The sequence below is a fragment of the Bacillus cereus group sp. RP43 genome (assembly GCF_040459645.1).
Classification (GTDB): domain Bacteria; phylum Bacillota; class Bacilli; order Bacillales; family Bacillaceae_G; genus Bacillus_A; species Bacillus_A mycoides_C.
Map to the genome: position 1 here is coordinate 1486702 of NZ_JARVHQ010000001.1, position 19083 is coordinate 1505784.

The following is a 19083-nucleotide window of genomic DNA, read 5'->3' on the forward strand; positions in this document are numbered from 1 at the left end:
GATGAGGGATGACGATGAGCCATTTGTTAACGATGAGTGAATTATCGGAAGTAGAAATTTCAGAAATCCTAAAAGACGCAGAAGATTTTGCGAATGGGAAAGAGAGCAAAACGACAGAGCAAACTTTTGTTGCAAACTTGTTCTTTGAGAATAGTACGAGAACGAGATTTAGCTTTGAAGTTGCTGAGAAGAGATTAGGACTTGATGTTTTAAACTTTTCAGCTGATGCATCTAGCGTACAAAAAGGAGAAACTTTATACGATACGATAAGAACACTAGAATCAATCGGAACAAAAGCGGTGGTCATCCGCCATGAGCAAGATCGCTACTTCGATGAGCTAAAAGATCAGGTGAATATCCCAATCTTAAACGCTGGAGATGGATGTGGAAACCACCCAACGCAGTGCCTACTCGACCTTCTTACAATTAAACAAGAGTTTGGAAGATTTGAAGGTTTGAAGATTGCAATAGTAGGAGATGTTCGTCATAGCCGAGTAGCACGTTCTAATGCAGAAGCATTAACGAAACTGGGTGCAACAATTTACTTTGCAAGTCCAGAAGAGTGGAAAGATGAAGACAACACATTTGGAACATACAAACCATTAGATGAACTTGTTCCAGAAGTGGATGTGATGATGTTACTACGTGTACAACACGAGCGTCATGATCATTATGAAACAGACATCATGAAAGAGTATCACAAGCAACATGGATTAACAGTTGAAAGAGAAAAACGTATGAAAGAAGGAAGCATTATTATGCATCCAGCTCCTGTAAACCGTGATGTTGAAATTGCAAGTGAACTTGTCGAGTGTGAGCGTTCGCGCATATTCAAACAAATGGAAAATGGAGTTTACGTAAGAATGGCTGTACTAAAACGCGCCTTACCAAATGTATTAGGAGGAATGAAACATGAATTATTTGTTTAAAAATGGTCGTTATATGAATGAAGAAGGAAACATCGTAGCAACAGATCTTCTCGTACAAGACGGTAAAATTGCGAAAGTAGCAGAAAATATTACGGCAGATAATGCTGAAGTAATCGACGTAAATGGAAAGTTAATTGCACCTGGATTAGTAGATGTACACGTTCATCTTCGTGAACCAGGTGGTGAACATAAAGAAACAATTGAAACGGGAACATTAGCAGCAGCAAAAGGTGGATTTACTACAATTTGCGCAATGCCAAATACACGCCCAGTACCAGATTGCAGAGAACATATGGAAGACCTGCAAAAACGTATAAAAGAAAAAGCGCATGTCAACGTACTACCATACGGAGCAATTACAGTACGACAAGCAGGTTCTGAAATGACAGATTTCGAAATGTTAAAAGAGCTTGGAGCATTTGCTTTCACTGATGACGGTGTCGGCGTACAAGATGCGAGCATGATGTTAGCTGCTATGAAGCGTGCAGCGAAATTGAATATGGCAGTAGTTGCGCATTGCGAAGAAAATACACTTATTAATAAAGGTTGTGTACATGAAGGGAAGTTTTCTGAGAAACACGGACTAAACGGTATCCCATCAGTATGTGAATCTGTACATATTGCAAGGGATATACTGCTTGCTGAAGCGGCAGATTGTCACTATCACGTATGTCACGTAAGTACGAAAGGATCTGTACGTGTAATCCGTGATGCGAAACGCGCTGGAATTAAAGTAACAGCAGAAGTAACACCGCATCACTTAGTGTTATGTGAGGATGATATCCCATCAGCTGATCCTAACTTTAAAATGAATCCACCGCTTCGTGGAAAAGAAGATCATGCAGCACTAATTGAGGGTTTATTAGATGGAACGATCGATATGATCGCAACTGATCATGCACCGCATACAGCGGAAGAGAAAGCGCAAGGAATTGAAAGAGCACCATTCGGAATTACTGGTTTTGAAACAGCATTCCCGCTTCTATACACAAACCTTGTGAAAAAAGGAATTATCACACTAGAGCAGTTAATTCAATTCTTAACAGAAAAGCCAGCTGATACATTCGGCTTAGAAGCAGGTCGCCTAAAAGAAGGTAGAACAGCTGATATTACAATCATTGATTTAGAACAAGAAGAAGAGATTGACCCAACAACATTCTTATCAAAAGGAAAAAACACACCATTCGCAGGTTGGAAATGCCAAGGATGGCCGGTAATGACAATCGTTGGTGGTAAGATCGCATGGCAAAAGGAGAGTGCATTAGTATGAAAAGACAACTTATCTTAGAAGATGGAACAGTATTAATTGGAAAAGGTTTCGGAGGAGAAATTGAAAAGTCAGGTGAGGTTGTATTCACAACAGGAATGACTGGATATCAAGAAACATTATCTGATCCATCATATTGCGGTCAAATCGTAACGTTTACGTACCCATTAATCGGAAACTACGGCATTAACCGTGACGATTTTGAATCGATTCATCCATCTGTAAATGGTTTAATCGTAAATGAAATTTGTGATCACCCATCAAACTTCCGTAATGAAATTTCGTTAAATGATTACTTAAAAGAAAGAAACATCCCAGGATTAGCGGGAATTGATACGAGAAAATTAACGAGAAAAATTCGTCAATACGGTACATTACGCGGCCGCCTTTGTAACATGGATGCAGATGTAGAATACATCGTGAGCCAATTAAAAGCGACAGTATTTACAGATCACGTGAAACGTGTATCAACGAAAGATCCATACCCAAGCCCAGGTCGTGGACACCGAGTTGTACTTGTAGACTTCGGAATGAAACATGGTATTTTACGAGAATTAAATAAACGTGACTGTGATGTAATTGTAGTACCTTACAATACAACAGCAGAAGAAATTTTACGCCTTAGCCCAGATGGAATTATGTTAAGTAACGGACCTGGAGATCCAAAAGATGTGCCAGAAGCGATTGAAATGCTAAAAGACATTATCGGTAAAGTTCCTTTATTCGGAATTTGCTTAGGACATCAATTGTTCGCACTAGCATCTGGTGCGAATACAAGTAAGTTAAAATTCGGTCACCGTGGTTTAAATCATCCAGTAAAAAATCTTGCAACTGGAAAAGTAGCAATTACATCTCAAAACCATGGTTACGCAGTGGAAGAAGAATCAGTTAAAAATACAGAACTTGAAATTACACATGTTGCTTTAAATGATGGAACAGTAGAAGGTCTTCGTCATACGAAGTTCCCAGCATTTACAGTACAATATCATCCAGAAGCTTCAGCAGGACCAGAAGATGCAAATGATTTATTCGAAGATTTCTTAGAAATGATTGAAAACTTCAAGAAAGAAGGGGAAGAGTTATGCCAAAACGCCTAGACATTAACACAATTTTAGTAATCGGATCAGGACCAATTGTAATTGGGCAAGCAGCAGAGTTTGATTACTCTGGTACACAAGCTTGTCAATCTCTTAGAGAAGAAGGTTACAAAGTAATCCTTGTTAACTCTAACCCAGCAACAATTATGACAGATACTGCAACAGCAGATAAAGTATATATAGAACCATTAACACTAGAATTCGTAAGCCGTATCATTCGTAAAGAACGTCCAGATGCAATCCTGCCAACATTAGGTGGTCAAACAGGTTTAAATATGGCTGTCGAACTTGCGAAATCAGGCATACTTGAAGAGTGCGGAGTTGAAATTTTAGGAACAAAATTATCAGCAATCGAGCAAGCGGAAGATCGTGATTTATTCCGTACATTAATGCAGGAATTAAATGAACCAATTCCATCTAGTACGATTATTCATACGCTAGAAGAAGCACATGAATTTGTAAAAGAAATTGGTTATCCAGTTATTGTTCGCCCAGCATTTACAATGGGTGGAACAGGTGGCGGAATCTGTAGTAATGAAGAAGAATTAATTGAAATTGTATCAGGTGGTTTAAAACATAGTCCAGTGACACAATGTTTATTAGAAAAGAGCATTGCTGGTTGTAAGGAAATTGAATATGAAGTAATGCGTGACTCGAATGATAACGCGATTGTAGTATGTAATATGGAAAATATCGATCCAGTTGGGGTTCATACAGGTGATTCTATCGTTGTAGCGCCGAGCCAAACATTAAGTGACCGTGAGTATCAAATGTTACGAAACACTTCATTACGAATTATTCGTGCATTAGGAATTGAAGGCGGATGTAACGTTCAGCTTGCACTTGATCCACATAGCTTCCAATACTATGTAATCGAAGTAAACCCACGTGTAAGTCGTTCATCTGCACTAGCATCTAAAGCAACTGGATATCCAATTGCAAAGCTAGCGGCAAAAATTGCAGTCGGTTTAACATTAGATGAAATTATAAACCCAGTAACACAAAAAACATACGCTTGCTTCGAGCCAGCATTAGACTATGTTGTTTCAAAAATACCACGCTGGCCATTTGATAAGTTTGAATCAGCAAACAGAACACTTGGTACGCAAATGAAGGCAACTGGTGAAGTTATGTCAATCGGACGTAACTTAGAGCAATCATTATTAAAAGCGGTACGTTCTTTAGAACTTGGCGTTTATCACTTAGAATTAGAGCATTTAAAAGAACTTGATAAAGAAACAATGAAAAAACGCATTATAAAAGCTGATGATGAGCGACTGTTTGTTGTAGCAGAAGCGATTCGTCAAGGTGTAACGAAAGAAGAAATCAACGAATGGTGTGAAATGGACTTCTTCTTCTTACAAAAAGTTGAAAATATCGTAAACATGGAACGCGAAGTAAAAGCGAATGTAGGAAATATGGAAGTACTACAAACTGCGAAAGAAATGGGCTTCAGCGATCACTACATTGCAGCAGCTTGGAACAAAACAGAGCGTGAAATTTACGATATGCGTAAAGAAAGCAATATAACTCCTGTTTATAAAATGGTAGATACTTGTGCGGCAGAGTTTGAATCTGCAACACCATACTACTACAGCACATATGGTGACGAAAATGAATCGGTTAGAACAGATCGTAAGAGTGTAGTAGTTCTAGGATCTGGTCCAATCCGTATCGGTCAAGGTGTTGAGTTTGACTATGCAACAGTTCACTCAGTATGGGCAATTAAAGAAGCTGGATATGAGGCAATCATTGTTAATAACAACCCAGAAACAGTTTCAACAGACTTCAGTATTTCTGACAAATTATACTTTGAACCATTAACGATTGAAGATGTAATGCACATCATCGATTTAGAAAAACCAGAAGGTGTTATCGTTCAGTTCGGTGGACAAACGGCAATTAACTTAGCGGCGAAATTAGAAGCACACGGTGTGAAAATTTTAGGAACATCACTTGAAGACTTAGACCGTGCAGAAGATCGTGATAAGTTTGAAGCGGCTCTAACACAGCTTGGTATCCCGCAACCAGTTGGTAAAACAGCAACGACTGTAGAGCAAGCAGTAGCAATCGCTGACAAAATTGGTTACCCAGTATTAGTAAGACCATCTTACGTACTAGGTGGACGCGCGATGGAAATCGTATATCGTCAAGAAGAGCTGCTGCACTACATGAAAAATGCGGTTAAAGTTCACGCAGATCACCCAGTATTAATCGATCGTTACATGGTTGGTAAAGAAATTGAAGTAGATGCAATTTCAGACGGTGAGAATGTGTTCATTCCAGGTATTATGGAACATATTGAACGCGCTGGAGTTCACTCTGGTGACTCAATCGGAGTATATCCACCACAGAGCTTATCTGCAAAACTGAAAGAACAAATTATTGAACATACAATTGCACTTGGAAAAGGATTAAACATTGTTGGATTACTAAATATCCAGTTTGTAGTATTCAAAGATGAAGTGTATGTAATTGAAGTAAACCCACGTGCGAGCCGTACGGTACCATTCTTAAGTAAAATTACAGGCGTACCAATGGCGAATGTCGCAACGAAAGTTATTTTAGGGCAAAATCTTGTAGAACAAGGTTATGGAACTGGCTATCACCCAGAAGAGAAAGAAGTGTATGTAAAAGCACCGGTATTCTCATTTGCGAAATTACGCTCAGTTGATACAACATTAGGACCTGAAATGAAGTCAACAGGGGAAGTAATGGGGAAAGACTTAACACTTGAAAAAGCCTTATACAAAGGGTTAGTTGCTTCTGGAATTAACATCCCAACGCACGGATCAGTAATCATCACTGTAGCGGATAAAGATAAAGAAGAGGCGATGGAAATTGCAAAACGTTTCCACGAAATCGGTTATAACTTATTAGCAACAGCTGGAACAGCACAAACATTAGCAGAGCAAAACATTCCAGTACAAGTTGTAAACAAAATTGATTCTGAAGACTACAACTTACTAGATATTATCCGTCAAGGAAAAGCACAGTTTGTAATCAATACATTAACAAAAGGCAAACAACCAGCGCGTGATGGTTTCCGCATTCGCCGTGAATCAGTAGAAAATGGTGTGGCTTGCTTAACATCACTTGATACAACGAGAGCAATCTTACGAGTATTAGAATCTATGACATTCTCAGCTCATTCAATGAAAGAAATTACGCAAACGAAGCGTCACGAGGTGGTACATGCATGATGCAAAAGCAAAATATGATTGTCGTTAACCAAAAAGAAATCGCAAAAAACATTTACGAATTAGTGCTTCAAGGGGATCTTGTGCAGCAAATGAACGACCCAGGGCAGTTTGTACACATTAAGGTAGCAGAGGGCATCACGCCCCTTCTGCGCCGCCCAATTAGTATTTGTAATGTCGATCAAGATAAGAACGAATTTACAATGCTATATCGTGCGGAAGGACAAGGAACAAAAACATTAGCGAAAAGAAAACAAGGTGAACTTGTAGATGTGTTAGGACCACTTGGACAGGGTTTTCCTGTAGAAGAAGCGGAAGTTGGACAAACGGCTCTATTAGTTGGAGGGGGAATTGGTGTACCACCACTATATGAATTGTCACAGCGTCTTGTAGCAAAAGGAGTACGCGTTATTCACATCTTAGGTTTCCAAACGAAAGATGTTGTCTTCTATGAAGAGAAATTCGCAGAGCTTGGTGATACGTATGTTGCAACAGTTGATGGTACGCATGGTACAGAAGGCTTTGTAACAGATGTAATTGATAGCTATGGAATTGACTTTGACATTCTATACTCATGTGGACCTTTAGCGATGCTTCGTGCATTAGAAGGACGCTATAAAGAGAGAAAAGCCTACATTTCATTAGAAGAGCGTATGGGCTGTGGCATTGGAGCATGTTTTGCATGTGTATGCCATCTGCAAGCAGATCCGAGTGGACATTCTTACAAGAAGGTGTGTAGCGACGGCCCAGTATTTCCAATCGGGGAGGTTGTACTATGAACAGATTGCAAGTTGAATTACCAGGGTTATCATTAAAAAATCCAATCATCCCAGCATCTGGTTGCTTCGGATTTGGTCGTGAGTATGCACAGTTCTATGATTTAAGTGTACTTGGATCAATTATGATTAAAGCGACAACAGAACAGCCTCGTTATGGAAACCCAACGCCTCGTGTTGCTGAAACACCAGGCGGAATGCTAAATGCAATCGGGCTTCAAAATCCTGGATTAGAAAAGGTAATGAATTCTGAATTGCCTTTTCTCGAGCAATTTGATCTTCCGATTATTGCAAATGTTGCTGGCTCACAAGCTGAGGATTATGTAGCAGTTGCGAAGGAAATTTCAAAGGCACCTAATGTTCATGCGCTAGAATTAAATATTTCTTGTCCAAACGTAAAGACGGGTGGTATCGCTTTTGGTACGAATCCTGAAATTGCTGCTGATTTAACGAAGCGAGTAAAAGAGGTTTCTGAAGTACCGGTATATGTGAAATTGTCACCGAACGTGGCAAACATTGTGGAGATTGCAAAAGCAATTGAAAATGCAGGTGCGGACGGTTTAACGATGATTAATACATTGCTTGGTATGCGTCTAGATTTAAAAACTGCAAAACCAATTTTAGCAAACCGTACGGGCGGACTATCAGGGCCAGCGATTAAGCCAGTAGCAATTCGCATGGTACATGAAGTAAGTCAAGCGGTTAACATTCCGATTATCGGAATGGGTGGTATTGAAACAGCGGAAGATGTAATTGAATTCTTCTATGCTGGCGCAAGCGCGGTTGCAGTTGGAACAGCGAACTTCATAGACCCGTTCGTATGTCCGACAATTATTGAAGAGTTACCAGCATTACTAGATGAATTAGGATTTGATCACATTTCGGAGTGTCAAGGAAGGAGCTGGAAGCAAACATGTCACAGTCGTTAATTGTTGCACTAGATTTTCCAGGGAAACAAGATGTAGAACAATTCTTACACCACTTTGAAGGGGAAGAGTTATTTGTCAAAGTTGGTATGGAGTTATTTTACAAAGAAGGCCCTGCGATTATTACGTACTTAAAAGAAAAAGGGCATAAGATCTTCCTAGATTTAAAACTTCATGATATTCCGAATACAGTAAAAAGCGCTATGCGTAGCCTAGCTAGTCTAGATGTTGATATGGTAAATGTTCATGCTGCTGGGGGAAGCAGTATGATGAAAGCTGCGATTGAGGGATTAGAGGAAGGTAAGCAAGAAGGAAAAGAGAGACCGATTTGTATTGCAGTTACACAACTAACAAGCACTTCGGAAGCTATGATGAAAAAAGAGATCGGCATTGAGAAAACGTTAGAAGAAGCGGTTGCTCATTATGCTAAATTAACGAAAGAAAGTGGACTTGATGGCGTTGTTTGTTCAACACTTGAAGTTCCAAAATTACGTGAAGTATGCGGAAATGAATTTGTAACAGTAACACCGGGGATTCGTCTTGCAAGCGATGATGTAAATGACCAAGTGCGCGTAGCAACACCGAAACGTGCGAGGGAACTTGGTTCAAGCTACATCGTAGTTGGACGTAGTATTACAAAAGCAGAAAATCCGCTTGAAGCGTATAAAACAGTAAAACAACAGTGGGAAGGTGTAACAGTATGAAAAAAGAAATCGCATCGCATTTATTAGAAATTGGAGCAGTATTTTTACAACCGAATGATCCATTTACTTGGTCTTCTGGTATGAAATCACCAATTTATTGTGATAATCGTTTAACTTTATCTTATCCAAAAGTACGCCAAGCGATTGCAGCTGGATTAGAAGAGTTAATTAAAGAGCATTTCCCAACTGTAGAAGTTATTGCAGGAACAGCAACTGCTGGTATTGCGCACGCTGCATGGGTAAGCGATCGTATGGATTTACCGATGTGCTACGTACGTAGTAAGGCAAAAGGTCACGGCAAAGGGAACCAAATCGAAGGAAAAGCTGAAAAAGGTCAAAAAGTAGTAGTAGTAGAAGACTTAATTTCAACTGGCGGTAGTGCAATTACATGTGTAGAAGCACTTCGCGAAGCTGGCTGTGAAGTATTAGGAATCGTATCAATCTTCACGTACGAGCTTGAGTCAGGAAAAGAGAAACTAGAAGCAGCAAACGTAGCATCATATTCTTTAAGTGATTACAGTGCATTAACTGAAGTTGCAGCAGAAAAAGGTATGATCGGACAAGCTGAAATGAAAAAATTACAAGAGTGGCGTAAAAATCCAGCTGACGAGGCTTGGGTTACAGCGTAATACGGAAAAGGACGACTGCGTGGGGAAACGCGGTCGTCTTTTTATATCATTGCTAAAATTTCATGTAAAGTTCCATCGATATCAAAGAAAATCATATTACAAACTCCTTACTAATAACTACTTAGCATTTTCCGCAACTTCATATCCTCTCACAAATAATAGAGTCATATAAGAAATGATAAATGAGAAGATGCTATACATACCAACCCAAAAGAAAAATTTTGGAGTAAAGGCGATAACACCTATTATTAAAAAACTAGCAAACGTTACAATCGGCATTACATAATACGTTTTCGTTCTACGTGTTCCAATAACAGAAACGATAAAGATAAGTAATGGACAGATTAATAAGACGAAAATCAATTCATTCATAGTTATGTCCCCTTTTCTAGTAGAAGTAATATGTTTCTTGTAAACGTTTTGAAATAATTACTCTCTTAATATAATTTCGCTAACACATACATAATCCCTTTTGAAGGTCAGTATGTTTCAATACTTAACCTGAAAAAACGTAAGCAAGTATTGCCTTGCTTACGTTATAGGATAAACATCGCAACAATCGTGGTGACAATTAAGCCAATCACAACTGGTAAAAAGTTTCGGCGTGCAAGTTCAAACGGATCCACTTTACAAATGGCAGCGGCAGGGATAAGCGCCCAAGGAATTAATGTTCCGCCCCCGGTCCAGATTGCTGCAATTTGCCCGAGTGCTGTTAATGTAGCTGTTCCATGCCCAAGCGCTGTTCCGAAAAGATTGGCAATCGAACCAGCAAGTGATATACCGGAAAAGCCAGATCCGTCTAAACCAGTAATGACACCAACGATAGTTAATGTTCCCGCCGATACATATTGGTTTAAAGGAACAGTTTGAGATAAGGCGATCCCTAAGTCGTTAATGATTCCGTGTGAACCTTTCGGTAAATAGTCCCCGATAATTTTTACAAAGCCACTATCTCCTAAATAAAAGAGTGCAGCAATTGGAATAACTGGTCCGAAAATTTTAAATCCAAATTGGAGCCCTTCTATAAAATAATCGGTCGTTTTATTTAGTCCATTTCCTTTGTAAGCGATGAGAGAAATGATGATAATCATAATAACAGTCGTCCCGCCGATAAGTGCGGTTGCGTCGCTTCCTTGTAGTTTAAATTGAATCATACAAAGGATATCGATGGCATATACGATCGGAATACAAATAGCGAGCCATTTTTTTGTCCGAGAAGATAATGAAGTGAGCGTTTTAGAAGACTCAGTTGATGGAATAGATTCTTGTATAGATAAGCCTGTATGAAATTCTTTTCGTAAGAAGAAAAATGCGACGGAAGTTGTCACAATGCCCATAACAATTACGAGGGGAACACTGGCAGAAACAACGCTGGAAACAGGAAGACCAGCAGCGTCTGCAGTTAATTTCGGTGCACCTTGAATAACGAAGTCACCAGATAAGGCGATGCCATGTCCGAATAAGTTCATAGCAATGGCAACTCCAATTGGCGGAAGGCCGACGCGTACAGCGACAGGTAATAAAATAGCCCCCATTAAGGCAACAGCTGGAGAAGGCCAAAAGAAGAAAGAAATTGTCATCATCAAAAGGCCGATAATCCAGTAGGCGAGGGTAGGTGTACGAATCATTTTTGTAAATGGTGAAATCATCGTATCATTTATGCCGGTATGAACGAGTAGATTGCTCATTGATACGATAATGGAGATGATCAATATAGTTGGTAATAGCTCAGTAATGGCGTAAATGAAAATTTGAAAAATACCGCTAATGGCAAGAGGGATAGAGCTTGTAGCGGTTAATGCTAATAAAAAGATAAAAACGATACAAATAATCGTCGTATCTTTCCGGAGAATAAAGAAGGTAATAATGGTTAGTAAGCAAAGAACATAGAGAGCATGTAAAAGCGTTAATTCAACTCCCATAACATTCACATCCTTAGGCGTTCGTGTAGTTCATTGTATGAAAGCAGTGAAAGTATGTGAGTATAAGGAAAAAGAAAAAAAGTGAAATTTCATGTACTGTAATGGTAAGAATAAAATATGGATGTTACAATACAATTAATCCTAAAAATGGAATTAAAGGAGGACTTATGCACAAGAAAATTGGTTTTTGGGGATTTATTATTTCTTGTAGTCTATTAATCATTTTAAATCTATTTACAAACAATGAATGGGTAAGTATCATACCTGTTTTTGGGTTTGTTTTTGTACTGTTATATAACTGGGATGATATGAAACAATATAGTAAGAAAAGTATTGGAATTATGATAGGTATCACTGTTATTTGCTCATTTTTCATAGGGTTTATTTTAATAGAAGGGCAGAAACAGATGGAGAAAATGTCTATTTTTCAAGATTGGATGTCTTCTACGAAAGGTCTTTATCTTGTAATTGTAGTCGTTATTTTTCTAAGAGTCATGATAAGAATAGGGAGTTACATATTAAAGAGAGGATAGAATGGAGGTAGTACGAATGAGAGAAAAAATAGGGTATTATGGTGTGCTCGGTTGTTTACTATTATCTATCATTTTAGGACAATTTCTTAAAAGTGAATGGGTACCAGTAATATTATGTATAGGAGTATTGATTTTTGCTCCCTTGTACCGCTGGAAAGAGTGGAAAACGTATAGTCGGAAAAAGAAAATTATTTATAGTATCGAGTTTGTCATAATAATTAGTACGATTCCGTTCTTGCTAATAAAAGGTTATGAACAAATGAATGACATAGCAATTTTTCAAGGGTGGTTACTTGTTGCAAAATGGTTATACTTACTATTCATTTTAATAGCGATAGCAGTGATTGCTAAAAAAGTAAACGGAAAAATATTTGTTAATGAATAAAAGAAAGTGCCACCGGATAAGGTGGCACTTTCTTATTTTACTGAATGTGCTTTTTGCATCTTTTTAACTAAACGAATTTGTCCGCGATGATTGATTTCATCTTCAAATACGTGAAACCATTTAAAGTAGTTATTTGCTGGCTTGTCATGCCAAAAGTCTGTCGTTTTAAATAGCCATTCATCAGGTAATGATTGAAAAGTTTTAATCGTTTTGGAACGTACTTCTTGCAACGTATTTATGTAAAATTCTATTGAGTTTCCTTTTATTTTCTCACGGCCAAGATTTCCTAACTCAACAGCAGGTAACCAGCGTTCTAATTCAGCATCTGTTGGTTCACGATCTTCAAAAGTATGAATCTGGTAGTAAAATTCAATAGCGGCCATATGGTACAATAACATGCCAATTGAATTTGCTTCATCATCATATAAATAATCAAGTTCTTCAATTGTTAAGCCTTCGACCGCTTGCATTGTTGTATAACGAGCGTAATTCATCATGGAAACAAGTTTTGAAAATTCTACGTTTAAACCATCTATTTTATCAATTACAAAGTTCAATTAAAATTCCCCCTCTTTAAACGAATACTCCAGAGAAGGAATTCTATGTGCAGAGAAAAACTCCTGTTAAAAAGTTCATAATTTTTAACAAGGAATAACAATTAGCTCTCTATTTGCTTTTGTAATAACTTCATAGCCATCTTTTGTAACGACAATATCATCTTCAATTCTACAACCACCCCAGTTTGGGATATAAATACCTGGTTCAATTGTAACAACCATACCTTCTTCTAAAGTAGCCTTACTTTCTTGGGATAGACGGAGAGGTTCATGAATTTCTAACCCAAGCCCATGACCAGTAGAGTGACCAAAATATTGACCGTATCCATGTTCTGTAATGTAATCTCTCGTTATATCATCGATACTTTTCGCAGTTTCTCCAGGTTTAATTGCTTCAGTTCCACGCTTCAATGCTTCTAATACAACATTATATATTTTTTTGAATTCTTCTGATGGTTCGCCGATTGCTACAGTACGTGTTAAATCGGAACAATACCCGTTATAAAGTGCACCGAAATCTAATGTAACGATATCGCCGTGCTCGATTATTTTATTCGATGCAACGCCATGAGGAAGGGAAGAACGAACGCCAGAAGCTACAATAATTTGAAACGATGAGGATGTAGCCCCTTTTTTTCGCATGAAAAATTCTAATTCATCTCTGACATCAGTCTCACTTATTCCTGGTTTTAGAAATTGGAGGATGTGGTGAAATGCTTCGTCCGCAATAGTAGCCGCAATTTTCATTGTTTCTATTTCAGGCGTGTCTTTAATAATACGGATATCTTCGATGATTTCGCACACCTGAACCATTTCCACGTGTATGTATTTTTGTAAGTTTTTATATTGTTGCAATGTCATGTTATTTTCTTCAATTCCAAGTTTTTGAATGTTTAATTTCGATACTTGATTTGCGATTTCTTTTTCTAAATTTCCTTTATGCATAATAATTTCAGCTTCTTCTATTTGTGATTTTGCTTGATCTACATAGCGGAAATCAGTTATAAAAACAGCGTTATCCGCAGAGATTAAGACGACGCCAGCACTACCTGTAAAGCCTGTTGCATATTGGCGATTTTCTTTTTTTGTAATAAGTAATCCGTCAATTTCATAGTTTTTTAGTTGATTTTGGATTTTATTAATTCTTAAAGTCATGTTAATTCCCCCTTTTCACAGTATTGAATAAAGCAAATAGCGTGCCAAAAAATATATTTAGAGAAAAGATAGTGGGAATTACATATGTTTTAGAGAAGATAAGAAATGTAGTCCGTTATTTGTGGGCGGTGGGCTGCTCGTGAAATACAGATTACTTCAATTAGCAGTGGGAGAATGAAAAAAACATCAACTCAAGATTCAATTTCTTTACACACTGTAAAAAAATTTATACAAATACGAAATAGCACTGTCAAATTTTTTGACAACATTGAAGTTAGAAAAGGAAAGTAAAGTTAAAGCAATTGCTACAGATGAAAATAATGGAACGATGAGATATATCGAAGCTGCAGATGAAAAATATAAGATGACAAAAGAAAGATGTTATGAATTAGTGAATGGGTATATGAACTAAGCTGAAAACATAGAAAAATGCGTTGCTTGCTAGCAACGCATTTTTAAGTATTTACGCTTTTAATTTCATTACTGTATCAGCATCTGGTGTTACATATAATGTTTGCTGATTGTCATATGTAACAAATCCAAGTTTTGCACCGCTCGGTTTTTTGACATTGCGTACCTTTGTGAAATCTACAGGAACAGAGCTAGAATCTTTTGCTTTACTGTAATAAGCAGCGATTTTAGCGGCCTCGTGTAAAGTCTCTTCCGTAGGTTCAAGAGAACGAATGACAACGTGGGACCCAGGTATGTCTTTCGTATGTAACCAAATTTCATCACGACGGGAGAATTTCGTTGTTAAATAATCATTTTGCTTATTGTTTTTACCGACGAAAATTTCTGTACCATCACTAGCTAAATATTTGTCCAATACTGGTTTTGTCGGTTTTTTCTTTGCGTTTTTCTTCTTACGATTGCGTACATAACCTTCTTCGGCTAACTCTTCACGAATCTCTTCAATATCTTTTGAAGAAGCAGCCTCCATTTGTTGAAGTAAGCTATCGAAATAAAGAATTTCTTCATTTGTTTTTACGATTTGTTCTTCTACAATAGCAACTGAATTTTTCGCTTTTTGGTACTTTTGGAAATAGCGTTGTGCATTTTCAGATGGTGTTTTTAAAGGATTTAATGTGATTTTTACAGTCCCACCATTTTCGTCGTAATAGTTAACGACTTCTATCTCTTTATCACCTTTTTTCAAAGCGTACATATTGGCTGTAAGTAGCTCTCCAAATAGTTGATATTTATCTGCTTTTCCGGCATCTTGTAATGTTTTTTCTAGTTTAATTAGCTTCTTTTCGTTTTTTGTTTTTTCATTTTGCATAAAGCGTTCTAAATCGTGAGCTTGTTGTTTTACACGATCGCGCTCTGCTTTACCAAAGAAGAAACGATCTAATAATTCACTAACAGATGAAAATGTTTTTTCATTTCCTTGTAAGTGAGAAAGAGGGAATAGGTAAAAGAACTCTTTTCCATTTGCTGTTATCATTGCTGGCACGTACTGATGTGTTAGCAATGGTTTTTGCAAGCTGAAGAAAGCTTCAGATAATGCTTTTTCATTTGCCATACCTGCTTTTTTTACAACTTCTTTTGCAAATAATGGGGAAATTCCCATGAATGCTCCGACAAGTTGTTTGTCCATGTTGCCAGATAAAAAGTCTAGCGGTTTAATAAAATCATCTTCTGTTTCGATAAGAAGCGGATTAACTTTATGTTGTGCTGGTGGAGCAACATATTCAGCTCCAGCATATACAGTACGATGTCGGTTTACCGCTAAAGAAATGTGTTTTAAGCTATCTAAAATAACATTTGTTTTCGTATCTAATAAGATAATATTACTGTGTCGTCCCATTATTTCGATTACTAATGTTTTTACTGATTCGTCACCGATTTCATTGCGACTGCGGACTGTAATTTGAATAATACGTTCTAAGTCAATTTGTTCAATTTTTTCAATAAATCCACCTTCTAAATGTTTGCGAAGAAGCATACAAAACATTGGCGGTAGCGCTGGTGAATCGTAGTTTTGATTTGTTAAGTGCATACGCGCATATGTAGGGTGAGATGAAAGAATTAGCTTTTGATTTTTTCCGTTTGCTCGAATATGTAATAAAACTTCATATTTTGAGGGTTGATATATTTTTGAAATTCTTCCTGTTTGAAGAGAATTTGCAATTTCATGTGTAATTGCTCTTGTAAATAATCCATCGAATGCCATGAATGAACACTCCTTTCTAACTAAAAGTTAATTATAGCATTTTTTTGGACGAGGCTGAATAAGCTTTCATTAGAGTATGTCTGGAATCAGGAGGTCGATGGCAGGATGAATTGGTATGAAATGCGAGCACATGAAGTGGAGGAAAGAACGAATACGAATGTGGAGGTAGGTCTTACAGAACAAGAAGCAGAGGGCCGATTAAAGAAATTTGGTACAAATGAATTGCAAGAAGCAAAGCGGCCTGCTGCGCTTATGGTGTTTTTAGCGCAATTTAAAGACTTTATGGTACTTGTTTTATTTGGTGCTACAATTATTTCAGCTTTTTTAGGAGAGTATATTGATTCGATTGCAATTGTTGCAATTGTTATTATCAATGGTGTCCTCGGTTTCTTTCAAGAGAGGAAAGCTGAAAAATCGTTGGAAGCTTTAAAAGAATTGGCAGCCCCTCAAGTTACTGTACTAAGAAATGGGAAGTGGATAAAAGCGCCGTCAAAAGCGCTTGTACTAGGTGATATCATTAAGTTTTCTAGTGGTGACCGTATTGGCGCGGATGTTCGCCTTGTGGAATCTTCAAGTTTATATATTGAAGAATCGGCTCTTACAGGAGAGTCATTGCCTGTACAAAAGAAGGTAGAGGCGTTACAAGGCCAAGATGTTTCAATTGGTGATCAAAAAAATATGGCATTTATGGGAACGATGATAACGAGAGGTGCTGGAACAGGGGTAGTCGTAGCGACTGGAATGAATACAGCTATGGGGCAAATTGCAAATATGTTGCAAAATGCTGAGCAAATGGAAACGCCATTACAAAGAAGATTAGAACAGCTTGGGAAAATTTTAATTATTGTTGCTCTTATTTTGACGGCTCTTGTTGTATTAGCTGGTGTATATCAAGGGAATGAAGTGTATCACATGTTTTTGGCTGGGGTTTCGCTTGCTGTTGCGGCTATTCCAGAAGGATTGCCAGCTATCGTTACGGTTGCGCTATCACTTGGCGTACAGCGTATGATTAAAAAGAGGGCAATTGTGCGAAAATTGCCAGCTGTAGAAACGTTAGGTTGTGCTTCTGTTATTTGCTCAGATAAAACAGGAACAATGACACAAAATAAGATGATGGTAACACATATGTGGTCAGGCGGAGAATTGTGGAAAGTAACAGGTCAAGGCTATGAGCCGGCAGGTTCGTTTATGAAAGGTGAAGAGGTAATTGACCCTACTAAGACGAAATCACTGTATCAACTACTTACATTTGGCTGTTTATGTAATAATGCGAACGTTATTCAAAAGAAAAAGACGTATGTGTTAGATGGAGATCCAACAGAGGGAGCTCTCGTTGCTGCTGCAATGAAGGCGGGAATATCACGTGAAGCTCTTAAAGGAAAGTTTGAAGTCATTCGTGAATTTCCTTTTGATTCAACTAGAAAAATGATGAGCGTTATTGTTCGTGATCGTGAAGGTAAAAAATTTGTTATTACAAAAGGAGCACCAGATGTTCTTTTGCAAATGAGTCAAACAATTTTGTGGGGAAATAAGCAGCAGCCTTTAAGTGAAATGTATCGAAAAGAAGTGCAGGCAGCGATTCATAGCTTAGGAAGTCAAGCTTTACGAACGATTGCGGTGGCATTTAAACCGTTAAAAGCTACAGATTCAATTGAACATGAAAGAGAAGTCGAGCAGGATTTTATGCTTGTTGGAATACAAGGAATGATAGATCCGCCAAGACTAGAAGTGGCGCAAGCGGTGAAAGAGTGCAAGGAAGCTGGTATTAGAACGGTAATGATTACGGGAGATCATAAAGTGACAGCAATGGCAATTGCGGAACAGTTAGGGGTTTTACCGGCGGGTGGACGCGTTGTTGAAGGTGTAGAACTTGCGAATATGGATGTAGAGGCATTAGAAGATATTGTAGAAGATACGTATGTATTCGCTCGTGTGTCTCCTGAGCATAAATTGAAAATCGTTAAGGCGCTGCAAAATAAGGGGCATATAGTAGCTATGACAGGTGATGGAGTGAACGATGCCCCGGCCATTAAAACAGCTGATATAGGGATTGCAATGGGAATTACAGGGACAGATGTTGCAAAAGAAGCTTCTTCACTTGTGTTGTTAGATGATAACTTTGCTACGATTAAATCGGCGATTAAAGAAGGTAGAAACATATATGAAAATATTCGGAAGTTTATTCGGTACTTGTTAGCATCTAACGTTGGTGAAATTTTAGTTATGTTATTTGCGATGTTACTTGCACTGCCATTGCCGATGGTTCCAATTCAAATTTTATGGGTGAACTTAGTTACTGACGGTTTACCAGCGATGGCATTAGGTTTGGATAAGGCTGAAGGTGATGTGATGAAGAGAACACCACGCCATCCGAAAGAAGGGGTGTTCGCTAGAGGGCTTGCGTGGAAAATTATAAGTCGTGGTTTTCTAATCGGAGCAGTGACATTAGTAGCGTTTATTATTGCATTTAACCAGCACCCGAATGAATTAAAGTATGCACAAACGGTAGCCTTCGCAACATTAGTACTGGCTCAGCTTATTCATGTATTTGATTGTCGTAGTGAACATTCTATATTTCACCGCAACCCGTTTGGAAATATATATTTAGTAGGGGCGGTTATTATTTCTTTACTGTTAATGCTTGTAGTTATATATTATCCACCATTACAGCCGATTTTTAGCACAATGCCGATACAAGCGCGAGATTGGTTGTTAATTGGGGGATTATCATCTATTCCGACCTTCTTATTAGTAGGATCTTTATTAACAAGAAAAAAGGAGAAAAAGAAAAAGCCACTGTTATATAAGAAGGGATTAAACTTGAAATAGT

Annotated in this window: 16 protein-coding genes and 1 pseudogene; 12 read left to right on the forward strand and 5 right to left on the reverse strand. The window is 38.0% G+C overall.

What is annotated here, in order from left to right:
- Positions 1-14 precede the first annotated feature (14 nt).
- Genes pyrB through pyrE form a run of 8 tightly spaced genes read left to right on the forward strand, consistent with a single transcriptional unit; the run spans position 15 to position 9528 of the window.
- Positions 15-929, forward strand: a complete 915-nt coding sequence (pyrB, locus tag QCI75_RS07910) for an aspartate carbamoyltransferase (RefSeq protein ID WP_144503881.1) — start codon at positions 15-17, stop codon at positions 927-929.
- Positions 913-2199, forward strand: coding sequence for a dihydroorotase (gene pyrC, locus QCI75_RS07915; RefSeq protein ID WP_144503879.1), 1287 nt, complete (start codon positions 913-915; stop codon positions 2197-2199). The genes pyrB and pyrC overlap by 17 nt, the downstream gene beginning before the upstream one ends.
- Positions 2196-3293, forward strand: coding sequence for a carbamoyl phosphate synthase small subunit (locus QCI75_RS07920; protein ID WP_128853665.1), 1098 nt, complete (start codon positions 2196-2198; stop codon positions 3291-3293). Before pyrC ends, QCI75_RS07920 begins: the two co-directional genes overlap by 4 nt.
- On the forward strand, positions 3278-6496 hold the full coding sequence (gene carB, locus QCI75_RS07925; protein WP_353760197.1) for a carbamoyl-phosphate synthase large subunit: 3219 nt from the start codon (positions 3278-3280) through the stop codon (positions 6494-6496). The genes QCI75_RS07920 and carB overlap by 16 nt, the downstream gene beginning before the upstream one ends.
- Positions 6493-7272 (forward strand): dihydroorotate oxidase B electron transfer subunit, encoded by a 780-nt coding sequence (gene pyrK, locus QCI75_RS07930; RefSeq protein ID WP_353760198.1) that lies wholly within the window; start codon positions 6493-6495, stop codon positions 7270-7272. The genes carB and pyrK overlap by 4 nt, the downstream gene beginning before the upstream one ends.
- Positions 7269-8198, forward strand: a complete 930-nt coding sequence (pyrD, locus tag QCI75_RS07935) for a dihydroorotate oxidase B catalytic subunit (RefSeq protein ID WP_001081053.1) — start codon at positions 7269-7271, stop codon at positions 8196-8198. Before pyrK ends, pyrD begins: the two co-directional genes overlap by 4 nt.
- The gene (pyrF, locus tag QCI75_RS07940; RefSeq protein WP_000083488.1) at positions 8183-8899 is read left to right on the forward strand and encodes an orotidine-5'-phosphate decarboxylase; all 717 of its coding nucleotides are present in this window, start codon (positions 8183-8185) and stop codon (positions 8897-8899) included. The genes pyrD and pyrF overlap by 16 nt, the downstream gene beginning before the upstream one ends.
- Positions 8896-9528 carry an orotate phosphoribosyltransferase gene (gene pyrE / locus QCI75_RS07945; RefSeq protein ID WP_144503873.1) on the forward strand — a complete coding sequence of 211 codons (633 nt, stop codon included), beginning with the start codon at positions 8896-8898 and terminating at the stop codon, positions 9526-9528. The genes pyrF and pyrE overlap by 4 nt, the downstream gene beginning before the upstream one ends.
- Positions 9529-9645: 117 nt before the next feature.
- Here pyrE and QCI75_RS07950 read toward each other — a convergent pair whose 3' ends face one another.
- The gene (locus tag QCI75_RS07950; protein WP_144503871.1) at positions 9646-9900 is read right to left on the reverse strand and encodes a YbeF family protein; all 255 of its coding nucleotides are present in this window, start codon (positions 9898-9900) and stop codon (positions 9646-9648) included.
- A gap of 164 nt (positions 9901-10064) precedes the next feature.
- On the reverse strand, positions 10065-11450 hold the full coding sequence (locus QCI75_RS07955; RefSeq protein WP_353760199.1) for a hypothetical protein: 1386 nt from the start codon (positions 11448-11450) through the stop codon (positions 10065-10067).
- Positions 11451-11551: 101 nt separating this feature from the next.
- Here QCI75_RS07955 and QCI75_RS07960 point away from each other — a divergent pair, with 101 nt between their 5' ends.
- Both QCI75_RS07960 and QCI75_RS07965 read left to right on the forward strand, forming a co-directional pair.
- Positions 11552-11983 carry a YoqO family protein gene (locus QCI75_RS07960; protein ID WP_186320832.1) on the forward strand — a complete coding sequence of 144 codons (432 nt, stop codon included), beginning with the start codon at positions 11552-11554 and terminating at the stop codon, positions 11981-11983.
- A gap of 16 nt (positions 11984-11999) precedes the next feature.
- Positions 12000-12368, forward strand: a complete 369-nt coding sequence (locus QCI75_RS07965) for a YoqO family protein (RefSeq protein ID WP_144503865.1) — start codon at positions 12000-12002, stop codon at positions 12366-12368.
- A 32-nt stretch (positions 12369-12400) separates the two neighbouring features.
- Here the strand turns inward: QCI75_RS07965 and QCI75_RS07970 are convergent, their stop codons facing one another.
- Both QCI75_RS07970 and QCI75_RS07975 read right to left on the reverse strand, forming a co-directional pair.
- Positions 12401-12925, reverse strand: a complete 525-nt coding sequence (locus tag QCI75_RS07970; RefSeq protein ID WP_353760200.1) for a DinB family protein — start codon at positions 12923-12925, stop codon at positions 12401-12403.
- A gap of 84 nt (positions 12926-13009) precedes the next feature.
- Positions 13010-14080, reverse strand: coding sequence for a M24 family metallopeptidase (locus QCI75_RS07975; RefSeq protein ID WP_144503861.1), 1071 nt, complete (start codon positions 14078-14080; stop codon positions 13010-13012).
- Between the two features lie 277 nt (positions 14081-14357).
- On the opposite strand from QCI75_RS07975, the pseudogene QCI75_RS07980 reads away from it, so the two are divergent.
- Positions 14358-14492 (forward strand): annotated as a pseudogene (locus QCI75_RS07980) (lysozyme inhibitor LprI family protein); the annotation flags it as partial.
- A 51-nt stretch (positions 14493-14543) separates the two neighbouring features.
- Here the strand turns inward: QCI75_RS07980 and QCI75_RS07985 are convergent.
- Entirely contained in the window at positions 14544-16253 is a 1710-nt protein-coding gene (locus tag QCI75_RS07985; protein WP_144503859.1) for an Rqc2 family fibronectin-binding protein, read from the reverse strand.
- A 105-nt stretch (positions 16254-16358) separates the two neighbouring features.
- On the opposite strand from QCI75_RS07985, the gene QCI75_RS07990 reads away from it, so the two are divergent.
- On the forward strand, positions 16359-19082 hold the full coding sequence (locus QCI75_RS07990; protein WP_353760202.1) for a calcium-translocating P-type ATPase, SERCA-type: 2724 nt from the start codon (positions 16359-16361) through the stop codon (positions 19080-19082).
- Position 19083 lies beyond the last annotated feature (1 nt).